General features: G+C 72.3%; 18 protein-coding genes and 1 pseudogene. 6 read left to right on the forward strand and 13 right to left on the reverse strand.

What is annotated here, in order from left to right:
• Nucleotides 1–106: 106 nt before the first annotated feature.
• On the reverse strand, nucleotides 107–1,936 hold the full coding sequence (locus PLP61_RS05875; protein WP_324501300.1) for a DUF7402 domain-containing protein: 1,830 nt from the start codon (nucleotides 1,934–1,936) through the stop codon (nucleotides 107–109).
• Between the two features lie 205 nt (nucleotides 1,937–2,141).
• On the opposite strand from PLP61_RS05875, the gene PLP61_RS05880 reads away from it, so the two are divergent.
• Nucleotides 2,142–3,026: a 1,4-dihydroxy-2-naphthoate polyprenyltransferase gene (locus PLP61_RS05880; RefSeq protein WP_324501302.1), complete on the forward strand. Its 885-nt coding sequence runs from the start codon at nucleotides 2,142–2,144 to the stop codon at nucleotides 3,024–3,026.
• A 65-nt stretch (nucleotides 3,027–3,091) separates the two neighbouring features.
• Nucleotides 3,092–4,444, forward strand: a complete 1,353-nt coding sequence (locus PLP61_RS05885; RefSeq protein ID WP_324501305.1) for a TrpB-like pyridoxal phosphate-dependent enzyme — start codon at nucleotides 3,092–3,094, stop codon at nucleotides 4,442–4,444.
• A gap of 10 nt (nucleotides 4,445–4,454) precedes the next feature.
• Here PLP61_RS05885 and PLP61_RS05890 read toward each other — a convergent pair whose 3' ends face one another.
• Nucleotides 4,455–6,173: an alpha/beta hydrolase gene (locus PLP61_RS05890; protein WP_324501307.1), complete on the reverse strand. Its 1,719-nt coding sequence runs from the start codon at nucleotides 6,171–6,173 to the stop codon at nucleotides 4,455–4,457.
• 125 nt (nucleotides 6,174–6,298) lie between these two features.
• On the opposite strand from PLP61_RS05890, the gene arcA reads away from it, so the two are divergent.
• Entirely contained in the window at nucleotides 6,299–7,537 is a 1,239-nt protein-coding gene (gene arcA / locus PLP61_RS05895) for an arginine deiminase (protein ID WP_324501309.1), read from the forward strand.
• On the forward strand, nucleotides 7,537–9,153 hold the full coding sequence (locus PLP61_RS05900) for a YfcC family protein (RefSeq protein ID WP_324501311.1): 1,617 nt from the start codon (nucleotides 7,537–7,539) through the stop codon (nucleotides 9,151–9,153). The genes arcA and PLP61_RS05900 overlap by 1 nt, the downstream gene beginning before the upstream one ends.
• Here the strand turns inward: PLP61_RS05900 and PLP61_RS05905 are convergent.
• On the reverse strand, nucleotides 9,150–9,407 hold the full coding sequence (locus PLP61_RS05905; protein ID WP_324501313.1) for a DUF4229 domain-containing protein: 258 nt from the start codon (nucleotides 9,405–9,407) through the stop codon (nucleotides 9,150–9,152). The two genes, PLP61_RS05900 and PLP61_RS05905, sit on opposite strands and share 4 nt — an antisense overlap.
• Nucleotides 9,408–9,451: 44 nt before the next feature.
• Here PLP61_RS05905 and PLP61_RS05910 point away from each other — a divergent pair, with 44 nt between their 5' ends.
• A complete protein-coding gene (locus tag PLP61_RS05910; RefSeq protein ID WP_324501315.1) occupies nucleotides 9,452–9,637 on the forward strand; it encodes a hypothetical protein in 186 nt (61 codons plus the stop codon).
• 29 nt (nucleotides 9,638–9,666) lie between these two features.
• Nucleotides 9,667–9,999, forward strand: a complete 333-nt coding sequence (locus PLP61_RS05915; protein WP_324501317.1) for a hypothetical protein — start codon at nucleotides 9,667–9,669, stop codon at nucleotides 9,997–9,999.
• Between the two features lie 154 nt (nucleotides 10,000–10,153).
• Here PLP61_RS05915 and ccsB read toward each other — a convergent pair whose 3' ends face one another.
• The 10 genes and pseudogenes from ccsB to PLP61_RS05965 all read right to left on the reverse strand — a co-directional run.
• Nucleotides 10,154–11,179, reverse strand: coding sequence for a c-type cytochrome biogenesis protein CcsB (gene ccsB / locus PLP61_RS05920; protein ID WP_324501319.1), 1,026 nt, complete (start codon nucleotides 11,177–11,179; stop codon nucleotides 10,154–10,156).
• Nucleotides 11,172–12,767: a cytochrome c biogenesis protein ResB gene (resB, locus tag PLP61_RS05925; RefSeq protein WP_324501321.1), complete on the reverse strand. Its 1,596-nt coding sequence runs from the start codon at nucleotides 12,765–12,767 to the stop codon at nucleotides 11,172–11,174. The genes ccsB and resB overlap by 8 nt, the downstream gene beginning before the upstream one ends.
• Nucleotides 12,764–13,528: a cytochrome c biogenesis CcdA family protein gene (locus tag PLP61_RS05930; protein ID WP_324501323.1), complete on the reverse strand. Its 765-nt coding sequence runs from the start codon at nucleotides 13,526–13,528 to the stop codon at nucleotides 12,764–12,766. Before PLP61_RS05930 ends, resB begins: the two co-directional genes overlap by 4 nt.
• The gene (locus PLP61_RS05935) at nucleotides 13,521–14,099 is read right to left on the reverse strand and encodes a TlpA family protein disulfide reductase (RefSeq protein ID WP_324501324.1); all 579 of its coding nucleotides are present in this window, start codon (nucleotides 14,097–14,099) and stop codon (nucleotides 13,521–13,523) included. Before PLP61_RS05935 ends, PLP61_RS05930 begins: the two co-directional genes overlap by 8 nt.
• Before the next feature lie 3 nt (nucleotides 14,100–14,102).
• Nucleotides 14,103–14,777 carry a histidine phosphatase family protein gene (locus PLP61_RS05940; RefSeq protein WP_324501326.1) on the reverse strand — a complete coding sequence of 225 codons (675 nt, stop codon included), beginning with the start codon at nucleotides 14,775–14,777 and terminating at the stop codon, nucleotides 14,103–14,105.
• Nucleotides 14,774–16,108: a glutamate-1-semialdehyde 2,1-aminomutase gene (gene hemL, locus PLP61_RS05945; protein ID WP_324501328.1), complete on the reverse strand. Its 1,335-nt coding sequence runs from the start codon at nucleotides 16,106–16,108 to the stop codon at nucleotides 14,774–14,776. The genes PLP61_RS05940 and hemL overlap by 4 nt, the downstream gene beginning before the upstream one ends.
• 51 nt (nucleotides 16,109–16,159) lie before the next feature.
• Entirely contained in the window at nucleotides 16,160–16,723 is a 564-nt protein-coding gene (locus tag PLP61_RS05950; protein WP_324501330.1) for an NYN domain-containing protein, read from the reverse strand.
• A 41-nt stretch (nucleotides 16,724–16,764) separates the two neighbouring features.
• A complete protein-coding gene (gene hemB, locus PLP61_RS05955; protein ID WP_324501332.1) occupies nucleotides 16,765–17,754 on the reverse strand; it encodes a porphobilinogen synthase in 990 nt (329 codons plus the stop codon).
• Nucleotides 17,754–19,445 (reverse strand): bifunctional uroporphyrinogen-III C-methyltransferase/uroporphyrinogen-III synthase, encoded by a 1,692-nt coding sequence (locus tag PLP61_RS05960; protein WP_324501334.1) that lies wholly within the window; start codon nucleotides 19,443–19,445, stop codon nucleotides 17,754–17,756. The genes hemB and PLP61_RS05960 overlap by 1 nt, the downstream gene beginning before the upstream one ends.
• Nucleotides 19,442–19,684: pseudogene (locus PLP61_RS05965) on the reverse strand (hydroxymethylbilane synthase); the annotation flags it as partial. The gene PLP61_RS05960 and the pseudogene PLP61_RS05965, both read right to left, overlap by 4 nt.

The following is a 19,684-nucleotide window of genomic DNA, read 5'->3' on the forward strand; positions in this document are numbered from 1 at the left end:
CTCGGGGGCCGGGCCGGACACCGGACGCAGGGAGGTCACCCCCGCAACCTAACCGAACCGCTCGGGGCGGCCGGACCGCACTGGGCCGGCCGCCCACCTGATGCGGCTACACGCCCCAGGCTTCGAACTCGGCCATGCCGACGTTGCTGGTACCGGCGCGCACCGTGTTGACCGTCAACCGGATCCAGGTCACGCTGCGCGGTGCGAACGAGACCGTCACCGCCGACCCGTCGTTGTTCAACGCCCCCACGGCCACCGACGACCCGTCGGAGAACGTCAGCGTGCCGCTGGTGATCTGATCACTGGCATTGGGCCGGTCGTAGAGCACCACCCGGTCCAAGGTCACCGCGTTCGTCCAGTTCAGCTGGATCCACGCACCCGCCCCCTGCCGAACTGTGACCCACTCCCGCGAGTAGTCGGTCGGGTAGCCCAACGGCGATCCGTCGATCGCCTTCGCCGCCGTCTGCCCGTCCGCGGTGTTCTGCGTCGACGCCGTCGCCGTCGCACTCAACGTCCGCGCCACGTTCGTCGACCCCACCGTCGGCACCGAGACCGTCACCGTGTCCGCCGGACTCGACAACGACCCGTCCCGCACCACCAGCGAGAACGTCACCGACGACCCCGCCGCCGGCGCCGTGAACGTCGGCGAGACCGCCGTCGCACTCGACAACGTCACCGACGGACCCGCCGTCTGCGACCACGCATAGGTCAACGCGTCACCGTCCGGGTCACTGCTCCCCGCACCCGACAACGACACCGTCGACCCCGCCGCCACCGACTGGTCCGGCCCCGCATCGGCCACCGGCGCCCGGTTCACCGCTGCCGGCACCGTCACCGTCACCGTGTCCGCCGGACTCGACAACGACCCGTCCCGCACCACCAGCGAGAACGTCACCGACGACCCCGCCGCCGGCGCCGTGAACGTCGGCGAGACCGCCGTCGCACTCGACAACGTCACCGACGGACCCGCCGTCTGCGACCACGCATAGGTCAACGCGTCACCGTCCGGGTCACTGCTCCCCGCACCCGACAACGACACCGTCGACCCCGCCGCCACCGACTGGTCCGGCCCCGCATTCGCCACCGGCGCCCGGTTGCTCCCGGACGGACCGGTGACCGTGGTGTCCAGGGTGTAGCACCGCCGCACCATGGTGGCCACCCACGGGTCGTACGCGCCGGGGTCGAACTCCGAGGCGGCCTGCAGAGCGGCCTGCTTGCTCGTCAGGGCGCTGCCCGACACGTTCTCCGGGCGCGACTGGGTCGGGTAGCCCTGGTAGGCGATGAGGGAGTGTGCCGTCAGGTAGGAGCTGTTGGCCGATTGCGCGAAGCGGCCGGTGATGAGGTGGTCGGAGTGGTCGGCGTCGGTGACGGCGGACACGTAGTCCTGGGTGCGGATCGTCGACGGCTGGAAGTCATTCATCATCGCCGCGATGGCGCTGATCAGGCCACTGCGGGTGTAGGTCTCCTGCCCGTCGACCGTGGTGATGCTCGGGATCGAGCCGTTCCACAGCTTGAGCAGGCTCTGCCCGCTGTAGGCTGAGGAGCCCGACCCCGAGGGGAAGCCGTCAGGGATCCTCATGAACGCGATGGAGACGTTCGGCGCCCCGACCAGCCGCAGCACGGTGATGTTGCGCCCGGGAACCCCGTCGTCGGTGGCGGTCCAGTTGTTCGCAACGCCAGCCATCTGCGCGTACGAGGCCTCTGGTGCGTTCTCGCGGTAGAGGCTGTCCGGGTACGGGTTCCCCGCATCGCCGGCGGTGACAAACAGCGTGCGGACGCAGCGCCCCGATCGGATGTCGGTGATGATGTCGGGATTGACGAAGATCAAGTCGTCGTCCTCGTGGGCGACGATGTTGAGCGCAGCGCCCGGACAGGGCGCCGCTGTCGCCGGCTGGGCCAGCAGCACGGGAGCCGTCAGCGCGCTAGCGCCCAGCACCCCAAGCGTGAGCCAGCGGGCAATCCGGTGCGTGGCCCCCGACGCCGAACGTGAACTCCAACGAGAAATCCGATAGCCGAACATGACGGCCCGCTTTCGCTCCCCGGGAGCATGCCCCATGCAGTCGCTCCCCCCCGCACGCGAGTCTAGCCCAACCCGACCTGCTCGCGGGAGGGTCAGATCCCGCCTGCTTGAATGCGGACCCATGGCCACCCCCTCCGAATGGCTCCACGGCGCGCGTCCGCGGACGCTGCCTGCGGCCGTCTCACCGGTGCTCGCCGGCACCGCCGTGGCGGCGTACACCTCCGGGGCCGTTTGGTGGAAGGCCGCGCTCGCACTGGTGGTGGCCCTGGCCCTCCAGGTGGGCGTGAACTACGCCAACGACTACTCCGACGGGATCCGCGGCACCGACGACCAGCGGGTGGGCCCGATGCGCCTCGTCGGGTCGGGCGCGGCGACCCCCGAGGCGGTCAAGGCGGCGGCGTTCGCGGCCTTCGGCGTGGCGGCGGCGGCAGGGCTGGTGCTGGCCCTGACCTCCGCCTGGTGGCTGGTCGTGGTGGGGCTGGCCTGCATCGTGGCCGCCTGGTTCTACACCGGCGGCAAGCGGCCCTACGGCTACCTGGCGCTGGGCGAGGTCATGGTGTTCGTGTTCTTCGGGCTGGTGGCGGTGGTCGGCACGACGTACGTGCAGACCGGCACCTTCGAGTGGGCGGCGCTGTACGCCGCCTTCGGCGTGGGGTCGCTCGCCTGCGCGCTCCTCGTGGTGAACAACCTGCGCGACGTCCCCTCCGACACGGCAGCCGGGAAGCGCACCCTCGCCGTGGTGCTGGGGGACGAGCGGACCCGCTACCTCTACCTGTTCCTGGTGCTCCTCGCGGCCGCAGCGGTGGTGGCGGTGGCCGCCGCCACCACCTGGTGGGCGCTCCTCGGGCTGGGCTTCCTGGGGAGGATGCTGGCACCGTTGCGTCGGGTGCTGGGCGGAGCGACCGGACCGGCGCTGGTCCCGGTGCTGCAGCACACCGGCACCGGCGAGCTCGCCTGGGCCGTCCTGGTCAGCCTGCCGCTCCTGGTCACGGCCCCCTCCTGGTGACTTGCCCGGCGACCCGGCCCCTTACGCTGGGCCCTCGCACGCACACCACACCTGGGAGGCGACCGGTGGAAGGCCAGCACAAGTACGTTCTCGACGAGTCGGAGATGCCGACGCACTGGTACAACATCGTGGCGGACATGCCCGTCCCCCCACCGCCGCCGCTGCACCCCGGCACGCGGGAGCCGGTCGGGCCGGACGACCTCGCACCCCTGTTCCCGCCCGAGCTGATCGCCCAGGAGGTCACCGGCGAGCGGTACGTCGAGATCCCGGGCCAGGTGCTCGACGTCTACAAGCAGTGGCGGCCCTCCCCGCTGTTCCGGGCGCGTCGCCTCGAGGAGCGGCTGGGCACCCCCGCCCGGATCTACTACAAGTACGAGGGCGTGTCCCCGGCCGGCTCGCACAAGACCAACACCGCGGTCCCGCAGGTCTACTACAACGCCCAGCACGGCGTGACCAGGCTGACCACCGAGACCGGCGCCGGCCAGTGGGGCACCGCGCTGGCCTACGCGTGCGCGCTGTTCGGCCTCGACTGCGAGGTGTGGCAGGTCGGCACCTCCTTCGACACCAAGCCCCAGCGGCGCACCCTGATCGAGGTGTTCGGGGCCCAGGTGCACCGTTCGCCGTCCCGGCTCACCGAGTCCGGCCGCGCGTTCCCGGAGGACCACCCGGGCACGCTCGGCCTGGCCATCTCCGAGGCAGTCGAGGTGGCCGCCCAGGACGAGGCGACCAAGTACTCCCTCGGCTCGGTGCTCAACCACGTGCTGCTGCACCAGACGATCATCGGGGAGGAGGCGCTGCGCCAGCTGGCCAAGGCCGGCGAGGACCGGGTCGACCTGGTCGTCGGCTGCGCGGGCGGCGGCTCCAACTTCGCCGGCCTGGCGTTCCCGTTCCTGCGCGAGAAGCTGACCGGCGCCCAGGACCCGACCATCCTCGCCGTCGAGCCGACCTCCTGCCCGTCGCTGACCCGGGGTGAGTACCGCTACGACTTCGGCGACACCGCGGGCCTGACACCGCTGCTGAAGATGTACACCCTGGGCCACGGCTTCGTCCCCTCGAAGATCCACGCCGGCGGGCTCCGCTACCACGGCATGGCCCCGCTGGTCTCGCACGCGGTCGACCAGGGGTGGATCCAGGCGACGGCGCTGCACCAGCGGGAGTGCTTCGAGGCGGCCGTGGAGTTCGGCCGGGTCGAGGGCGTGGTGCCGGCCCCCGAGTCCTCCCACGCGCTCGCCCAGGTGCGCCGGGAGGCGCTGGCGTGCCGGGAGTCCGGGGAGGAGAAGGTGATCGTCGCGGGACTGTCGGGCCACGGCCTGCTGGAGCTCGGCGCCTACGCCGACTTCCTCGCCGACCACCTCGAGGACGACCCGCTGTCGGAGGACGCGCTGGTCGCCGCCCTCGCCGAGGTGCCGGTCCTGTGAGCGCGACCGGCTAGGACTCGCGCTCCTCGGCGTTCGCTGTGAGTACGGCGCGCAGCCGCTCGGTGTCCTGCGCGGTCCACCCAGCCGGCTGGAGGATGGCCGCCCACGCGTTGGCGGGGTCGGAGCCGAACCGGTGGCCGTGGCCGGGCGGCGCCAGGTGCCCCACGGCCATGTCGGCGCTCAGCTGCAGGAACGTGACCAGGGGGAACCAGCGCGTCTGCGGCAGCACGTCGTACCCGCGCTCCTCCTCCAGCCAGTCGGGGCGGTTGAGCACCAGGCTGGGGTTCCACCAGGTGATCGGGTCGGAGGCGTACTGCAGGTACACCACCCGAGGCCCGTCCCAGGCGGCCGTCGGACGGTCCAGGTCGGACGGCCGCGCCATGAACCTCACCGTGCGGCCCTGCTGGTAGGTCGGCAGCCACTCGGGGGAGCCCGGGTCGCGGTGGGCGGTGAGGTCGCTCCACAGGTCGTTCATGAACGGCGGGCCGACGAACAGCGCGCCGTCGGTGCGGTTGCGCAGGTCCTCCACGCCGCTGAAGGCGGTCTCGGCGCCGAACGAGCCCAGGCTCTCCCCGTTGACGACCAGCTTGGGGCGCTGGCCCACCGGCAGCGCGTTCCAGCGCGCGTAGACGGCGTTGAAGAGCTGCCGGCCGGCCTCGCGGGCGCGTGCCTGGTCGACCATGAACGACAGCCAGCTGGGCAGGTAGCTGTACTGCATGCTCACGACCGCCGTGTCGCCGTTGTAGAGGTACTCCACGGCCGACACCGAGTCCTCGTTCACCCAGCCGGTGCCGGTCGTGGTCACCACGCAGATCACCGAGCGGTCGAAGCCGCCGGCCCGCTCCAGCTCCTGCACGGCCAGCTGGGCGTCGTCGGCGATGGTGGCCTCGGTGTCCAGGCCCACGTAGGCCCGGACGGGCTGGGTGGCGGGGCGCCCGCTGAACGCCTCGAGGTCGGCCACCGTCGTGGTGCGGTCGATGAACTCCCGACCGGTGCGGCCCAGGGAGCCCCAGGTCACCAGTGACTCCGGGCTTCCGGACAGCTCGGGCTGGGTGGGTGCCGGCGAGTCGGCGTGGGTCTCGTCGTTGACCGCCTTGAAGCCGGCGTCCATGCTGCTCAGCAGCCGCCCGGCGACCACGTCGTTGAAGAGCGCCCCGACCAGGACCAGCACCACGACGATGCCCACGACCGCGGACACCCGGGGTGGGGCCACCTTGCTGAGCAGCCGGACCAGGCCGCGGGTGCCGGTGCCGACCAGCCGCCCGATCCCCACCAGGAGCACGGACACGACCGCGGCGACGGCGACCAGCCCGGCGTAGTGGCCCACGGACAGCTGCTCGAGCCCCATCAGCTCGCGCAGGTCGGCCTGCCACCCGGCGTACCTCCACAGCGAGAACGCCGTGACCACCACGAAGACCGCGGCCAGCACCACACCGGTACGCCGTCCGGGACGCCAGCGCAGCGGCCGCTCCAGCATGAACCGCACGACGGCGAGACCGAGCACCCCCAGGCCGTAGCCGAGGGCCGCCGACACCCCGCTCACCGCACCCTGGAAGACCGCGGCGCGCGGCAGCAGGGAGGGGGTCAGCGAGGCCCAGACCAGGAGCGCGGCCCCGACCAGCCCGACCGGCTCGTAGGGACGCGGGAGCACCCAGCGCCAGCCCGGTCGGCGCTGCCGGGGCCCGGGCTGCGGGGGTGCGGGGGTCGGCTCGGCCTCGCTGCTGGTCAACGTCTCCCTCTCGGACTGTGGCGCCGGGACCCCGCTCGAGCCCGTGCTCGGCGCGCTGGCTGCTGCTAGGTTCTTGCCCTCCGCCGCACCGCCTCCGCATCGTCCCACAAGGCAAGGAGCACGCGATGAGCGCCCAGCTCGGTGTCCACTCCGAGGTCGGCACGCTGCGCAAGGTCATGGTCTGCGCACCCGGCCGGGCCCACGCCCGGCTGACGCCCAGCAACTGCGACGACCTCCTGTTCGACGACGTGATGTGGGTGGAGAACGCCAAGCGCGACCACTTCGACTTCATCACCAAGATGCGCGAGCGCGGGGTCGAGGTCCTCGAGATGCACAACCTGCTGACCGAGACCGTGGCCGTGCCCGAGGCCAAGGCGTGGATCCTCGACCACCAGATCGTCCCGAACCAGGTGGGGGTCGAGCTGGTCGACGAGGTGCGCGGCTACCTGGAGGGACTCCCGGACCGCGAGCTGGCCGAGACCCTGATCGGCGGGCTGTCCACCTACGAGTTCCCCGAGACCGCCAGCAGCGACCTGATGCGGCTGATCCGGGACTCCTCGGGTGTGGCGGAGTACCTGCTGCCGCCGCTGCCCAACACCCTCTACACCCGCGACACCACCTGCTGGATCTACGGCGGGGTCACCCTGAACCCGCTGTACTGGCCGGCGCGGCACGAGGAGACCATCCTCACCACGGCGATCTACACCTTCCACCCGGACTTCGCCGGCAAGGTCAACGTCTGGTGGGGCGACCCCACCCAGGACTGGGGCCAGGCCACGGTGGAGGGCGGCGACGTGATGCCCATCGGCAACCGCACCGTGCTGATCGGGCTCAGCGAGCGGACGTCGCGGCAGGGCATCGGCCAGGTGGCCCGTGCCCTGTTCGACCAGGGCGCGGCCGACCGCGTGGTCGTGGCCGCGCTGCCCAAGACCCGCGCGGCCATGCACCTGGACACCGTGTTCACCTTCGCCGACCGTGACTGCGTGCTGATCTACCCCGACATCGTCGACCGTGTGGACACCTTCTCGCTGCGCCCGACCGATGCCGGCGGGCTCGACGTACGGCAGGAGGACAAGTCCTTCGTGGAGGTCGTGGCCGACTCGCTCGGCCTGTCCCGGCTGCGGGTGGTGGAGACCGGGGGCAACGACTACGTGCGCGAGCGGACCCAGTGGGACAGCGGGGCCAACCTGGTCTGCGCCGAGCCCGGCGTGGTGTTCGCCTACGACCGCAACACCTACACCAACACGCTGCTGCGCAAGGAGGGCATCGAGGTCGTCACGATCGTCGGCGCCGAGCTCGGTCGCGGTCGGGGCGGCGGGCACTGCATGACCTGTCCGATCGAGCGGGACGCAGTCGACTACTGATGGCCGACCCGACCGAGGTGGAGCCGAAGGCGCCACCACGCCGGCGGTTCTCCTTCCCGTCCGCGGTCACCACGCTGGTCCTGGTCACGCTGCTGGTCTGGGTCGCCGCGCTGTTCCTGCCGGCCGGGCAGTACCGTCTCGACGCCGACGGCGCGCCGGTCCCGGGCACCTACCACCGGGTCGACTCACCGCTGACCTTCGGCGAGTCGGTGCAGCAGCTGCTGCTGGCGCCCATCAACGGGGTGCACGGCCTGCTGAACCCGGTCACGGACTTCGTGGACACCGAGACCCTGGGGACGATGTTCGGCCAGATCGGGGTCATCGTCTTCATCATGTCCATCGGGGCGTTCATCTCGGTCTCGTTCGCCACCCGCAGCCTCGAGGTCGCCGTGGCCGCCCTGGCGAACCGGCTGCGGGACAAGGGCTGGCTGCTGATCGCCGCCGTGATGGTGCTGTTCTCGCTGCTCGGCTCGACCATGGGCTTCTCCGTCGAGACCCTCGGCTTCTACGCGCTGTTCATCCCGCTGATGGCCGCCCTCGGCTACGACCGGATGGTCACCGCGGCGATGATCATCCTCGGCGCCCTGACCGGCGTGATGGGGGCGACGGTCAACCCGTTCTCGATCGGGGTGGCGGCCAGCGAGGCCGGCGTCTCCATCGGCGACGGGATCGTGCTGCGCGTGGTCCTGTGGGTGGTGCTGACCACGATGTCGGTGGCCTGGGTGCTGCGGTACGCCGCGAAGGTGCGCCGCGACCCGGCCGCGTCGCTGGTCGGCTGGGACGAGCCGGAGGAGGGCGACCCGGGGCCGGGGAGCGCCGGGTCCGAGGCGCTCACCGGCACGCAGAAGCTGGTGCTGCTGATCACCGCCGGCGCCTTCGGGCTGATGATCTTCTCGGTGATCCCGTGGTCCAGCATCATCGGCGCCACACCCGGCCCGGCCGAGGACTACTACACCCACGAGACCGGCGTGGCGCCGTACTGGTTCGAGCTGAACTGGTGGTTCCCCCAGCTGGCCGTGCTGTTCCTGGTGGCCTCGGCCCTGGTCGGTGCGATCGCCCGGATGGGCGAGCGGGAGACCGTCCGGCTGGTGGCGGCCGGCGCCTCGGACATGATGGGCCCGGCCATGGTCGTCTCGCTGGCGGGCGGGGTCTCGGTGATCATGAACAACACCCAGACCCTCGACACGATCCTGCACTCGATGGAGCAGCTGGTCGGAGGAGCCTCCGCCGCGGTCTTCGCCTTCGCCACCGTGGTGGTCAACGTGCCGCTGGCCTTCCTGATCCCCTCCAGCTCGGGGCACGCGGCGCTGGCGATGCCGCTGCTCTCGCCGCTGGCCGACTTCGCCGGGGTGAGCCGCGAGACCACGATCACCGCCTGGATCATGGCCCACGGGCTGACCCTGCTGGTCTCGCCGACCAGCGTGGTCCTGGTCGGCGGGCTGGCCATCGCCAAGGTGGGCTACGACGCCTACCTGCGCTTCGTCTGGCCGCTGGTGGTGGCGCTCCTCGTGGTCGCGGTCGCCGCGGTGGCGCTCGCGGCTGGGCTGGAGGAGGGGTCGGGCGCCGCTGCCGGGCCGGTCGGGGTGGGCCGGACGGTAAGCCTGCCGTCCCGCTAGTCCTCCTTGGTCTTCAGGTCCTGGTACTTCGCGGCGGCACGCTGGGCACGCGTCTCGACCCGCCGTGCGAACGCCTCGCGCGGCCGGTTGAGCAGGAAGACCGACAGCACCCCCGAGATGAGGAACGCGACCAGCAGCGGCCACACGATCGACCAGTCGTTGCCGAGCACCGGGATCCAGATCGCGAGGACCACCGCGAACACGGCCACGAACAGCACCAGCCGCAGCAGGCTGTAGACGACGAACTCCTTCACGGGTTCACTGTAGGTGGTCACCGGGGTGGCCCTACTGTGGAGGTGTGCTGAAGTTCCTCCTCCTCGTCGCGTTGCTCGCGGTCGCCGTCTACTACGGGATCCGGCTGCTCCAGGGGGAGCGACCCGGCCGCAGCAGGCCCGCACCGCGTCCGCTGGCCCCCGACGACGACCCCGAGTTCCTCCGCGACCTGGACCGCAAGCGGCGCCAACGCGGCGAAACCGACACCTGACCGCCCGCTTCCGGGCTAGCGTGGCGAGCATGTCGCTGCGTCCGCTCCTGCTCGCCCCCGCCGCTGTGCTGCTGCTGGCCGGGTGCGGCCAGCAGGGGTCGGTCACTCCGCTCAGCGAGACGCTGCCGGGGTGCAGCGAGGTCTGGGTCGACGGCGGGACGCTGCCGGCCGACTACCGGGGCTGCGTGGGCGCGGACGACGTGCTCGAGGTCAGCGAGGTCCGCAAGTGCAGCTCGGCCGAGGGCAGCTTCGTCACCTTCGACCGGTTCTTCGCCCTCGCCGGTGGCCCGATCAGCGACGCGGGGACGGAGTCGGCGACGTACCAGCAGCTCTACCAGCAGTGCTTCCGAACCGGCTGGTGACACCCCTCCCCGACCCGTCACAAATTGTCGGCGACCCGTCACAAATTGTCGGCGACCCGTCGCAAATTGTCGGCGCCGGGCCGGCATACCTCCGTCTGCGCTCCGCAACAGCGGCCCCGACCTAGCCCGACAGACTGTCACTTGTCGCGGGTTGCTACCCCTGCGAAGTGAGGGATTCCCCGCCCGGGGAATCCGACAGCGCCACCCTCCCCACCACGGCCGGGGCGGCGTAGGAGTGCTGGCTGGTGGTGGAGAAGTAGTTGACGCCGATGAAGTTGAACCAGAGGGTGGCGACGCCGACCAGGGCGAGCCACGCGGCCTTGCGGCCCTTCCAGCCGGCGGTGGCCCGGGCGTGGAGGTACGCCGCGTAGACGACCCAGGTGATGAACGCCCAGACCTCCTTGGGGTCCCAGTTCCAGTAGGAGCTCCACGCCTGGTGGGCCCAGATCGGCCCGGTGATGAGGACGGCGAAGGTCCACACCGGGAACCCGAAGGCGTGCAGCCGGTAGGAGATCTGGTCCAGGGTCGCGGGCTGCGGCAGCCGGGCGACGTAGCCGGTCGTGGCATCGGGGCGACGGTCCTTGACCAGGTAGAGCACCGAGGTGAACCCGCCGAGGGTGAACGCCCCGGTGGCCAGCACGGCGGAGACGACGTGGATCACCAGCCACGGCGAGTTGAGCGCCTCGGTGAGCGGGGCGACGGGGTCGTAGAGCCACAGCACCGCCACCATCAGCAGGGCGAGCACGAAGGACACCACGATCGGGCCCAGCCAGGAGAGCTGGAAGCGCCGGTAGAGCACCAGGAAGATCAGCGTGACGAAGAACGTCCCGGCCAGGGTGAACTCGTACATGTTCCCCCACGGGACCCGGTTCGGGTCGGCGGCCAGGCCCCGGGCCAGCAGCGCCACCCCGTGGAAGCCGCACGCGATCGCGGTCAGCAGCAGCCCGAGCCGCTCGAACATCGCGCTGCGCTGCGGGAGGGGGGTCGCCGGGGCCGGCCCACCGGTCGCCACCGCGACCGACCCGCCCACGGACGCACCGGCGACCGCGCTCTCGCTCACCGCCGGCACCCGCCGCAGTCCGCTCCACTCGACCACGTAGGCCAGCAGCGCCAGGAAGTAGACCACGCCGGCCACCGCGACCGCCTGGTTGCTCAGCGTCTCCCACGCGGCGTCACTCATGCACGTCCACCTTCTGCCCCTCGCCTTCACGCAGTGCGGTCACGATACCGGCCAGTACGGCGGCCAGGTCGCCGCCCTCGGAGCGGTCCAGGCCCCCGACCTCGACCAGTGTGCCTTCCTCGCCCGGCCGGGCGCGAACCCAGATCCGGCGCGGACGGATGAAGAGCGATCCCAGCAGACCCAGCAGCGCCAGCACCACGCCCAGCAGTGCGACGTACTTGCCGGGCGTTCGGCTGATCTGGATCCGGTTCCACCGCTCGACCCCGTCGAAGCTCACGCTGCCGGCCCCCTCGGGCAGCTGGATGGTCTGCCCGGGCTGCAGGTCGACCCGGAACATCGACCCGTCCGGCTTGACCAGCCGGGTCGCCCGCGACTTGTCCAGGACGTAGACCGACTGGGGCTTGCCGTCGTCCAGCCCCAGGTCGCCGGTGTAGGCGAGCATCGAGAGCGTCGGGTTCTTCAGGTCCCCCATCACGTTGACGGGGTCGCCGTCGACCTTGAGGTACGTCGGGTAGAACAGCCCCTCCAGCCCGATCTGGGTCGGCTCGGCGTCGGGCGCCTTGACCACCCCGAAGGACAGGAACGACTTGTCCTGCGGGAGGAAGATCGTCGGCCCGCTGTAGGCCACCTCGCCGTTGCCGTCGCGCACGGTGATCACCGGGGCGTAGCCGTGGCCGATCAGGAACACGTCGGTACCGCCGACGGTCAGCGGGTGGTTGACCTTCAGGTCGTAGCGCTGGGGCGCCGCGTCCGGAGAGGTCTGGTAGGTGAGGTGGGAGACGAAGCTGCGGGCCATACCCTGGGCCCGCCCCTCGGTGACCCACTCGACGTCGAAGTCGTCGATGGTGAAGGAGAACGGCTCCATCCGAGCCGGGTCGAAGAGACTGCCGGGGGAGAAGTCGTCGTACTGCGTGAGGTTGTTGGCGAAGCCGTTGCCGACCACGACGATGACCCCGCCCTTGTAGCCGAAGAGGCTGCCGACGGCGAAGCCGACCAGGACGATGAGCACCGAGACGTGGAAGAGCAGGTTCCCCGCCTCGCGCAGGTAGCCGCGCTCGGCGGCCACCGAGTCCCCGCCGCCGGGGTCGGTCGCGAGCCGGTAGCGGCGTCCCCGGAGCACCTCCCGGGCACGCGCGAGCACCACCTCCGGCTCCTCCTGGGTGGAGTACGCCGTGTGCTGGGGCAGCCGGGAGAGGTTGCGTGGCGCCCGTGGCGGCGCGGCGCGCAGCGCGCGCCAGTACACGGCCGTGCGCGGCAGGATGCAGCCCACCAAGGAGACCATCAGCAGCAGGTAGATCGCCGAGAACCACGGGGAGTCGTAGACCGAGAAGAGGCCCAGCCGCTCGTAGACCGGGGTCAGCGTCGGGTGCGCGTCCTGCCACTGGGACGTCTTGAGGGAGTCCACCCCCTCCTGCGGGATCACCGAGCCGGGGATCGCGGCAAGTGCGAGCAGCAGGAGCAGCACGAGCGCGGTGCGCATCGAGGTGAGCTGGCGCCAGGCCCAGCGCAGCAGCTCGCGGAAGCCGAGGTCGGGGGGGCGCCGCTCGGGGGTCTCCTGGAACCCGGGGTCGGTGGGCAGCGTGGTCATACGCTCACCGTGAAGGAGTCCACGAGTCGGAGCTGGAGCCAGGAGACCATCTGGTCCCACCAGCCGCTGACCAGCAGGACGCCCACCGCGACCATCATCAGCCCCCCGATCCTGGTGACCCAGGCCTGGTGCCGGCGGACGCCGCGGATCGCCCCGAGCATCCGCTCGTAGGCGACGCCGGCGAGGATGAACGGCACGCCCAGACCCAGCGCGTAGCAGGCCGAGAGCAGCGCGCCCCGGGCTGCGGTGGCCTCGTTGATGGCCAGGTTCGTGATCACCCCGAGCGTGGGCCCGAGGCACGGGGTCCAGCCCAGCCCGAAGAGGAAGCCGAGCAGCGGCGCCGCGGCCAGGCCGACGGCCGGGACCGCGTGGATCCGCCAGTCCCGCTGCCCGACGGGCACCAGCCCGGCGAACACCAGGCCGAGCACGATCGTCACGGTGCCCAGCACCACCGAGACCTCGCGCTGCCAGGTGACCAGCCACGCCCCGGCGGCCCCCGACGCCAGACCGATGAGGACGAAGACCACCGAGAAACCGACCACGAACAGCGTCGAGCCCAGCAGCATCCGGCCGCGCCGACGGCGGGTGATCTCGGCGTCCTGCAGGTCGGCTCCGGAGAGACCGGTGGCGTAGGAGAGGTAGCCCGGCAGCAGTGGGATCACGCAGGGGGAGAAGAAGGAGACCAGCCCCGCCACGAGCGCGACCGGGATGGCGAGCACGAGCGACCCGGCGGCCGCCTGCTCGCTGAACCACTCACCCATCGGCGGGCTCGTCGGCGATCTGGGCGACCAGGTCGGTGAGGGTGAGCGTGCTGGGGATCTCGCCGATCACGCTGGCCGCGATCCGGCCCTGGCGGTCCAGCAGCACCGTGCTGGGGATGGTCCGGGGGCTCAGGGTTCCGGCGAACGCCAGCAGCGCCTTGCCGCTGGGGTCGAAGATCGAGGGGTACGGCACGTCGAAGCGCCGCACGAAGCTCTGCGCCGGCTCCACCGAGGAGTCGCGGATGTTCACCCCGACGAACTCGGCGTCCTCCGCCTGCCCGTGGGCGGCGACCAGCTTCGGCTCCTCCGAGCGGCACGGCCCGCACGCCGACCACCACACGTTGACCACCACGACGCTCCCGCGCAGGTCCGCCAGGGAGAGTGGCTCGCCGTCGAGGGTGGTGCCCTCCAGCTCCACCGGCTCCCCCCGCTCACCCGGGTCGACCACGGTGATCTGCCCGTTCCCGGAGATGTAGCCCTTGTCCCCGGTGCCCTCCAGCGACGAGCAGGCAGCGGTGGTGAGCAGCAGGGTGAGTACGGCGGCCAGCGCGCGCAGGACGGGTCGGGCCATCGGTCAGGGACGGTGCTGCTCGGGGGCGCCGCCGGCCGAGAACGGCGCCTTCTTGTCCCGCACGGGGATGAGGTCGCCGGCCGGCTCGGAGTAGCTCACCCGGGCCAGCCGGGCGCCGTCGAAGTGGAAGGAGGTCAGCGACGCCAGCGTGCACTGCCTGCGCCGCGGGTCGTGGAGGAAGGGGCGACCCTCCGCGGAGAGCCGGGCGATCCAGATCGGCATCTGGTGGGACACCACGAGCGCCTCGTGGCCGTGGGCGGCGTCGCGGGCGGCCTTCACGGCCGCGCGCATCCGGGCCGCGACCTCGACGTACGGCTCGCCCCACGAGGGCCGGAACGGGTTCCACAGGTGCCGCCAGGCGGCCGGCGAGCGCAGCGCGCCGTCCCCCACGCCGAAGGCCTTGCCCTCGAACACGTTGGTCGACTCGATCACCCGGTGGTCGGTGACCACGTCCAGGTCGCGCAGCACGGCGAGCGGCCGCGCGGTCTCCTGGGCGCGCTCGAGCGGGGAGGACACCAGGTGGACGATGTCGCGGTCCCGCACCGACTCGGCCACCCGCTCGGCCATCCGGCGGCCGAGGTCGGAGAGGTGGTAGCCGGGCCGGCGGCCGTAGAGGATCCCGTCGGGGTTGTGCACCTCCCCGTGCCGGAGCAGGTGCACGATCGTCTGGTCGCTCATGGGGTCCCTTCGGCGGAGGCGGCGGCCCGTGCGGCTGCCGGGAGGGCGTCCAGCACCGTCTGCACGGCGCGGTCGTCGTGGGCGGCGGAGACGAACCACGTCTCGTACGCCGACGGCGGCAGGTGGACCCCTCGGTCGAGCATGGCGTGGAAGAAGGCGGCGTAGGCAGCGACGTGCTGGGTGGAGGCGTCGGCGAAGTCGCGCACCCGTCCGGGGGTCGCCCCGCTCGGGCCCCAGAACACCGAGAACATCGTGCCGGCGCTCTGCACCACGTGGGGGACGCCGGCGGCGGTGAGCGCCTCCCCGGTGGCCGTCCGGAGCACCTCCGCGGTGGCGGCGAGCTGCGTGTAGACCTCGTCAGTGGCCCGGCGCAGCGTGGCGAGCCCGGCGGTGGTGGCCACCGGGTTCCCCGACAGCGTGCCAGCCTGGTAGACGGGCCCCTCCGGGGCCAGGTACGCCATCACGTCGGCGCGCCCGCCGAAGGCGGCGGCCGGGAACCCGCCGCCCATCACCTTGCCGAAGGTCATCAGGTCCGGTCGCCATCCCTCGACCGCGCCGTCGAGACCCCAGTGGCCCAGCCGGGTCGCCCGGAAGCCGGTCATCACCTCGTCCGAGACGAACAGCGCCCCGTGCCGGGCGCAGGTCTCGCTGAGGAACCGGTTGAACCCCGGCTCCGGCGGGACCACGCCCATGTTCCCGGGGGCGGCCTCGGTGACCAGGCAGGCGATGCGCGGCCCGTGCTCGGCGAACGCCGCCGCCACCGCCTCGCGGTCGTTGTAGGGCAGCACGAGCGTGAGCGCGGTGGAGGAGTCGGGTACGCCGGGGGTGCCGGGCACGGAGAGAGTGGCCAGCCCCGAGCCGGCCTGGGCGAGCAGCGAGTCGACGTGCCCGTGGTAGCAGCCGGCGAACTTCACCACCACGTCCCGGCCGGTGAAGCCGCGGGCCAGGCGGATCGCGGACATGGTGGCCTCGGTGCCGGAGGACACGAACCGCACCCGGTCGACCGGCGTCCGGGCGACGATCTCCTCCGCGAGGGCCACCTCGGGCTCGGTCGGGGTGCCGTACGACGTGCCCCGGGCCACCGCGGCCGCCACCTCGGCCTGCACCCCGGGATGGGCGTGACCGAGCAGCATCGGGCCCCACGAGCAGATCAGGTCGACGTACTCGTTGCCGTCCACGTCGGTCAGCCAGGCACCCTGGGCCGAGCGGATGAACCGGGGGGTCCCGCCGACGGCGTCGAACGCGCGGACCGGGGAGTTCACCCCTCCGGGGGTGACGGCCCGGGCACGCTCGAAGAGGGCGGCCGACGCCCCGGTGCCGGAGGGATTCACCCCGACATTGTGACCGATGGGTCCCAACCGGCCACGGTCGGGCTCAGCGGCTCACAGGAAGGCGACCGGGTCGAACTCCTCGATCGGGATGATCCGGATCCGCGGCAACGTCACGTTGAACGCCTTCACGTCCGCCTCGAGGTCGTAGAACTCCAGGCCGCGCTCGGCGAGGGCCATGAAGCCGCGGTTGCGGAACTCGGGGAAGGCCATCAGCCCGACCCGGCGCTCCCCGTCGCAGAGCTCCCCCAGCTGGGGCAGGAAGTCGCCGTCGTGGGTGACCAGCATGACGTCGGCGGCCCGGTCCCGCAGCGCCACGATCGTGCGCTGGATGGCGATGTCGACGATCTTCTCGTGCGGCGGGCCGGACAGCGGGATGGGCCGGTAGCCGATGGCCAGCAGGGCCTGGACGAACGGCAGCGGCAGCTCGTTGTTGGCGGCGAGGAAGAACAGCCCCTGCACCGGGTTCCCCCACCGGTCGCGGCAGAAGTCCAGCAGCCGGTCCCAGCGGGGCCGCTCCTCGGGCTGCGGGCGGCGGCCCAGGATCGATCCCCCCAGCGTGGCGTCGATGTTCTCGCCGTCGACCAGCAGGTAGCTCTTGCGCCCCTCGTCGTCCATGGCGCGACCCTACCGAGCCCCACGGCCGGGGCACCGCCGGGTCAGCGGCGCAGCAGCCGGGCCGCCTCGACGGCCCAGTAGGTGAGGATGACGTCGGCCCCCGCGCGACGGATGGAGGTCAGCGTCTCCAGGATGGCCGGCTCCCGCTCGATCCACCCCTGAGCCGCTGCGGCCTCGACCATGGCGTACTCCCCCGAGATGTTGTACGCCGCCACCGGGACGTCCACGGAGTCGCGGACCTGGCGGACCACGTCGAGGTAGGCCAGGGCCGGCTTGACCATCACGAGGTCGGCGCCCTCCGCCACGTCCAGCAGGGCCTCCCGGACCCCCTCGAGGGCGTTGGCGGGGTTCTGCTGGTAGGTCCTGCGGTCGCCCACCAGGCAGGAGTCGACGGCCTCCCGGAAGGGACCGTAGAACGCGGAGGCGTACTTCGCGGAGTAGGCGAGGATCGAGACGTCGGCGTGCCCGGCCGCGTCCAGCGCCTCGCGGATCACGCCCACCTGGCCGTCCATCATCCCGCTCGGGCCGACCATGTCGACGCCCGCGTCGGCCTGGGCCAGCGCCATCTCGGCGTACGCCGCGAGCGTGCGGTCGTTGTCGACGCGGCCGTCGGGGGTCAGCAGGCCGCAGTGGCCGTGGTCGGTGAACTCGTCCAGGCACAGGTCGCTCATCACGGTGAGCTCGTCGCCGACCTCGGAGACCACGTCGGTGATCGCGAGGTTGAGGATGCCGGCCGGGTCGACGGCCCCGGAGCCGCGCGCGTCGCGCTGCTCGGGGACACCGAAGAGCATCACCCCGCCGAGCCCGAGCTCGGCCGCCTCCACCGCCGCCCGGACCAGGGTGGAGCGGGTGTGCTGGACCACCCCGGGCATGGACCCGATGGGCCGAGGCTCGTCCAGGCCCTCCCGCACGAACAGCGGCAGCACCAGCTGGCGCGGGTCCACCGAGGTCTCCGCCACCATCCGGCGCAGCGCCGGGGTCCGGCGCAGCCGCCGGGGCCGGATGACGGGCCCGGTGATCTCGGCGGCCACTACTTCGTGCCCGCCCGGCGGCGCGCCGACGGCTTGCGGTCCGACGGCTTGGTCACCGGCTGCCCGGACTCGAGCAGCGCCAGCCGACGGGCCGCCCCGAAGTCCGCCAAGGTGTCCACCAGCAGCTCGACGTCGGGCCGTGGCGCCAGCACGTCCACCCGCAGCCCGTGCTCCTCGGCGGTCTTGGCCGTGGCGGGGCCGATCACCGCGATCACCGTCGAGGCGTGCGGCTTGCCGGCGATACCGACCAGGTTGCGCACGGTCGAGGACGAGGTGAAGACCACCGCGTCGAACCTGCCGGTCTTGATCGCGTCGCGGGTCGGCGCCGGCGGCGGCGCCGCCCGGACCGTGCGGTAGGCGGTGACGTCGTCGCACTCCCAGCCGAGCTCCACCAGGCCGGCGACGAGGCTCTCGGTGGCGATGTCGGCGCGCGGCAGGAACACCCGGTTGATCGGGTCGAGCAGCGCGTCGTACTCGGGCCAGTCCTCCAGGAGCCCGGCGGCCGACTGCTCCCCGGTCGGCACCAGGTCCGGCCGCAGGCCCCAGGCCTGGATCGCCGCCGCCGTCTTGTCGCCGACCGCCGCGATCTTCAGCCCCGAGAAGGCGCGGGCGTCCAGGCCGTACTCCTCGAACTTCTCCCGCACCGCGCGGACGGCGTTGACCGAGGTGAACGCGATCCACTCGTAGCGGCCCTCGACCAGGCCGCGGATCGCCTTGTCCATCTGCTGGGGGTTGCGCGGAGGCTCGACCGAGATGGTCGGCACCTCCTCGGCCACCGCGCCGTAGCCGCGCAGCCGGGCGGACAGCACGCCGGCCTGCTCCTTGGTGCGCGGCACCAGCACCCGCCACCCGAACAGCGGCTTGGTCTCGAACCACGACAGCGTGTCGCGCAGCCGGACCAGGTCGCCCACCACGGTCACCGTCGGGCCGCTCATCCGGGCGACCCGTGCGTCGGCGGCGACGGACTCCAGCGTGGAGACCAGGGTCTGCTGCTCGGTGGTGGTCCCGACGCGGGTCATCGCGACCGGGGTCTCCGGGGAGCGACCGGCGGCGACCAGGCACGCGGCGGCCTCACCCACGCCGTCGGCCGTGGTCTGCAGCACCAGGGTGGCCGAGCCGGCGTACCGGCTCCAGTCGGTCGCGCGGGTCGGGCTGACCACGGTGACCTCGTCGCTGCCGCGACCGGTGAGCGGGATGCCGGCGTAGGTCGGGACGGCGGAGGCCGGGGCCACTCCCGGCACCACCTCGAACCCGACCCCGGCCTTCACGCACGCCTGCGCCTCCTCCGAGCCGCCGGCGCACAGGAACGGGTCCCCGGCGATCAGCCGCAGCACGCGCAGGCCCTTCTTCGCCTCCCGCACCACCACCTTGGCGCGGGCGGCCTGGGTCAGCGGCTGCCCGTCCTCGCCGAAGCCGCCGTCGACGAACAGCGGACCCTTCTCGTCGGGGCCGGCCTCGGCGGGCAGCCCGAGCAGGCCACGCACCAGCGTCTCGTGCTCGGCGACCTCGGTGATCACCACGTCGGCGTCCCGGATCAGCTCCAGGGCCCGGACCGTGAGCAGGCCGGGGTCGCCGGGGCCGCTGCCGACGAAGGACACCCGGCCGCGGGAGGTCGGCGCTGCGGCACGGGAGGCTGCCGGGCGGGTGGCGGAGCCGGCGCGGCCGGTCGGGGAGGTGGTGCGTCGAGTCATGCGTGCTGCTTTCTCGCTGGTGCTTCCATCAGTGCGGTGGCGCCTTCCTCGAGCATCTGCTCGGCCAGGCGGGTTCCGACGCCTCGGGCGTCAGCGGGTGATCCGGAGGCGGACAGCCGGACGGAGGCCCGGCCGTCCGGGGAGAGGGCGACCGCGCGGATCCAGAGCTCCTCGCCGTCCTCCCCCTCGGCCACCTCGGCGGGCGCGCCGACCGGCGCGGAGCAGCCGGCCTCGAGGGT

The organism is Nocardioides sp. (assembly GCF_035429765.1).
GTDB lineage: Bacteria > Actinomycetota > Actinomycetes > Propionibacteriales > Nocardioidaceae > Nocardioides.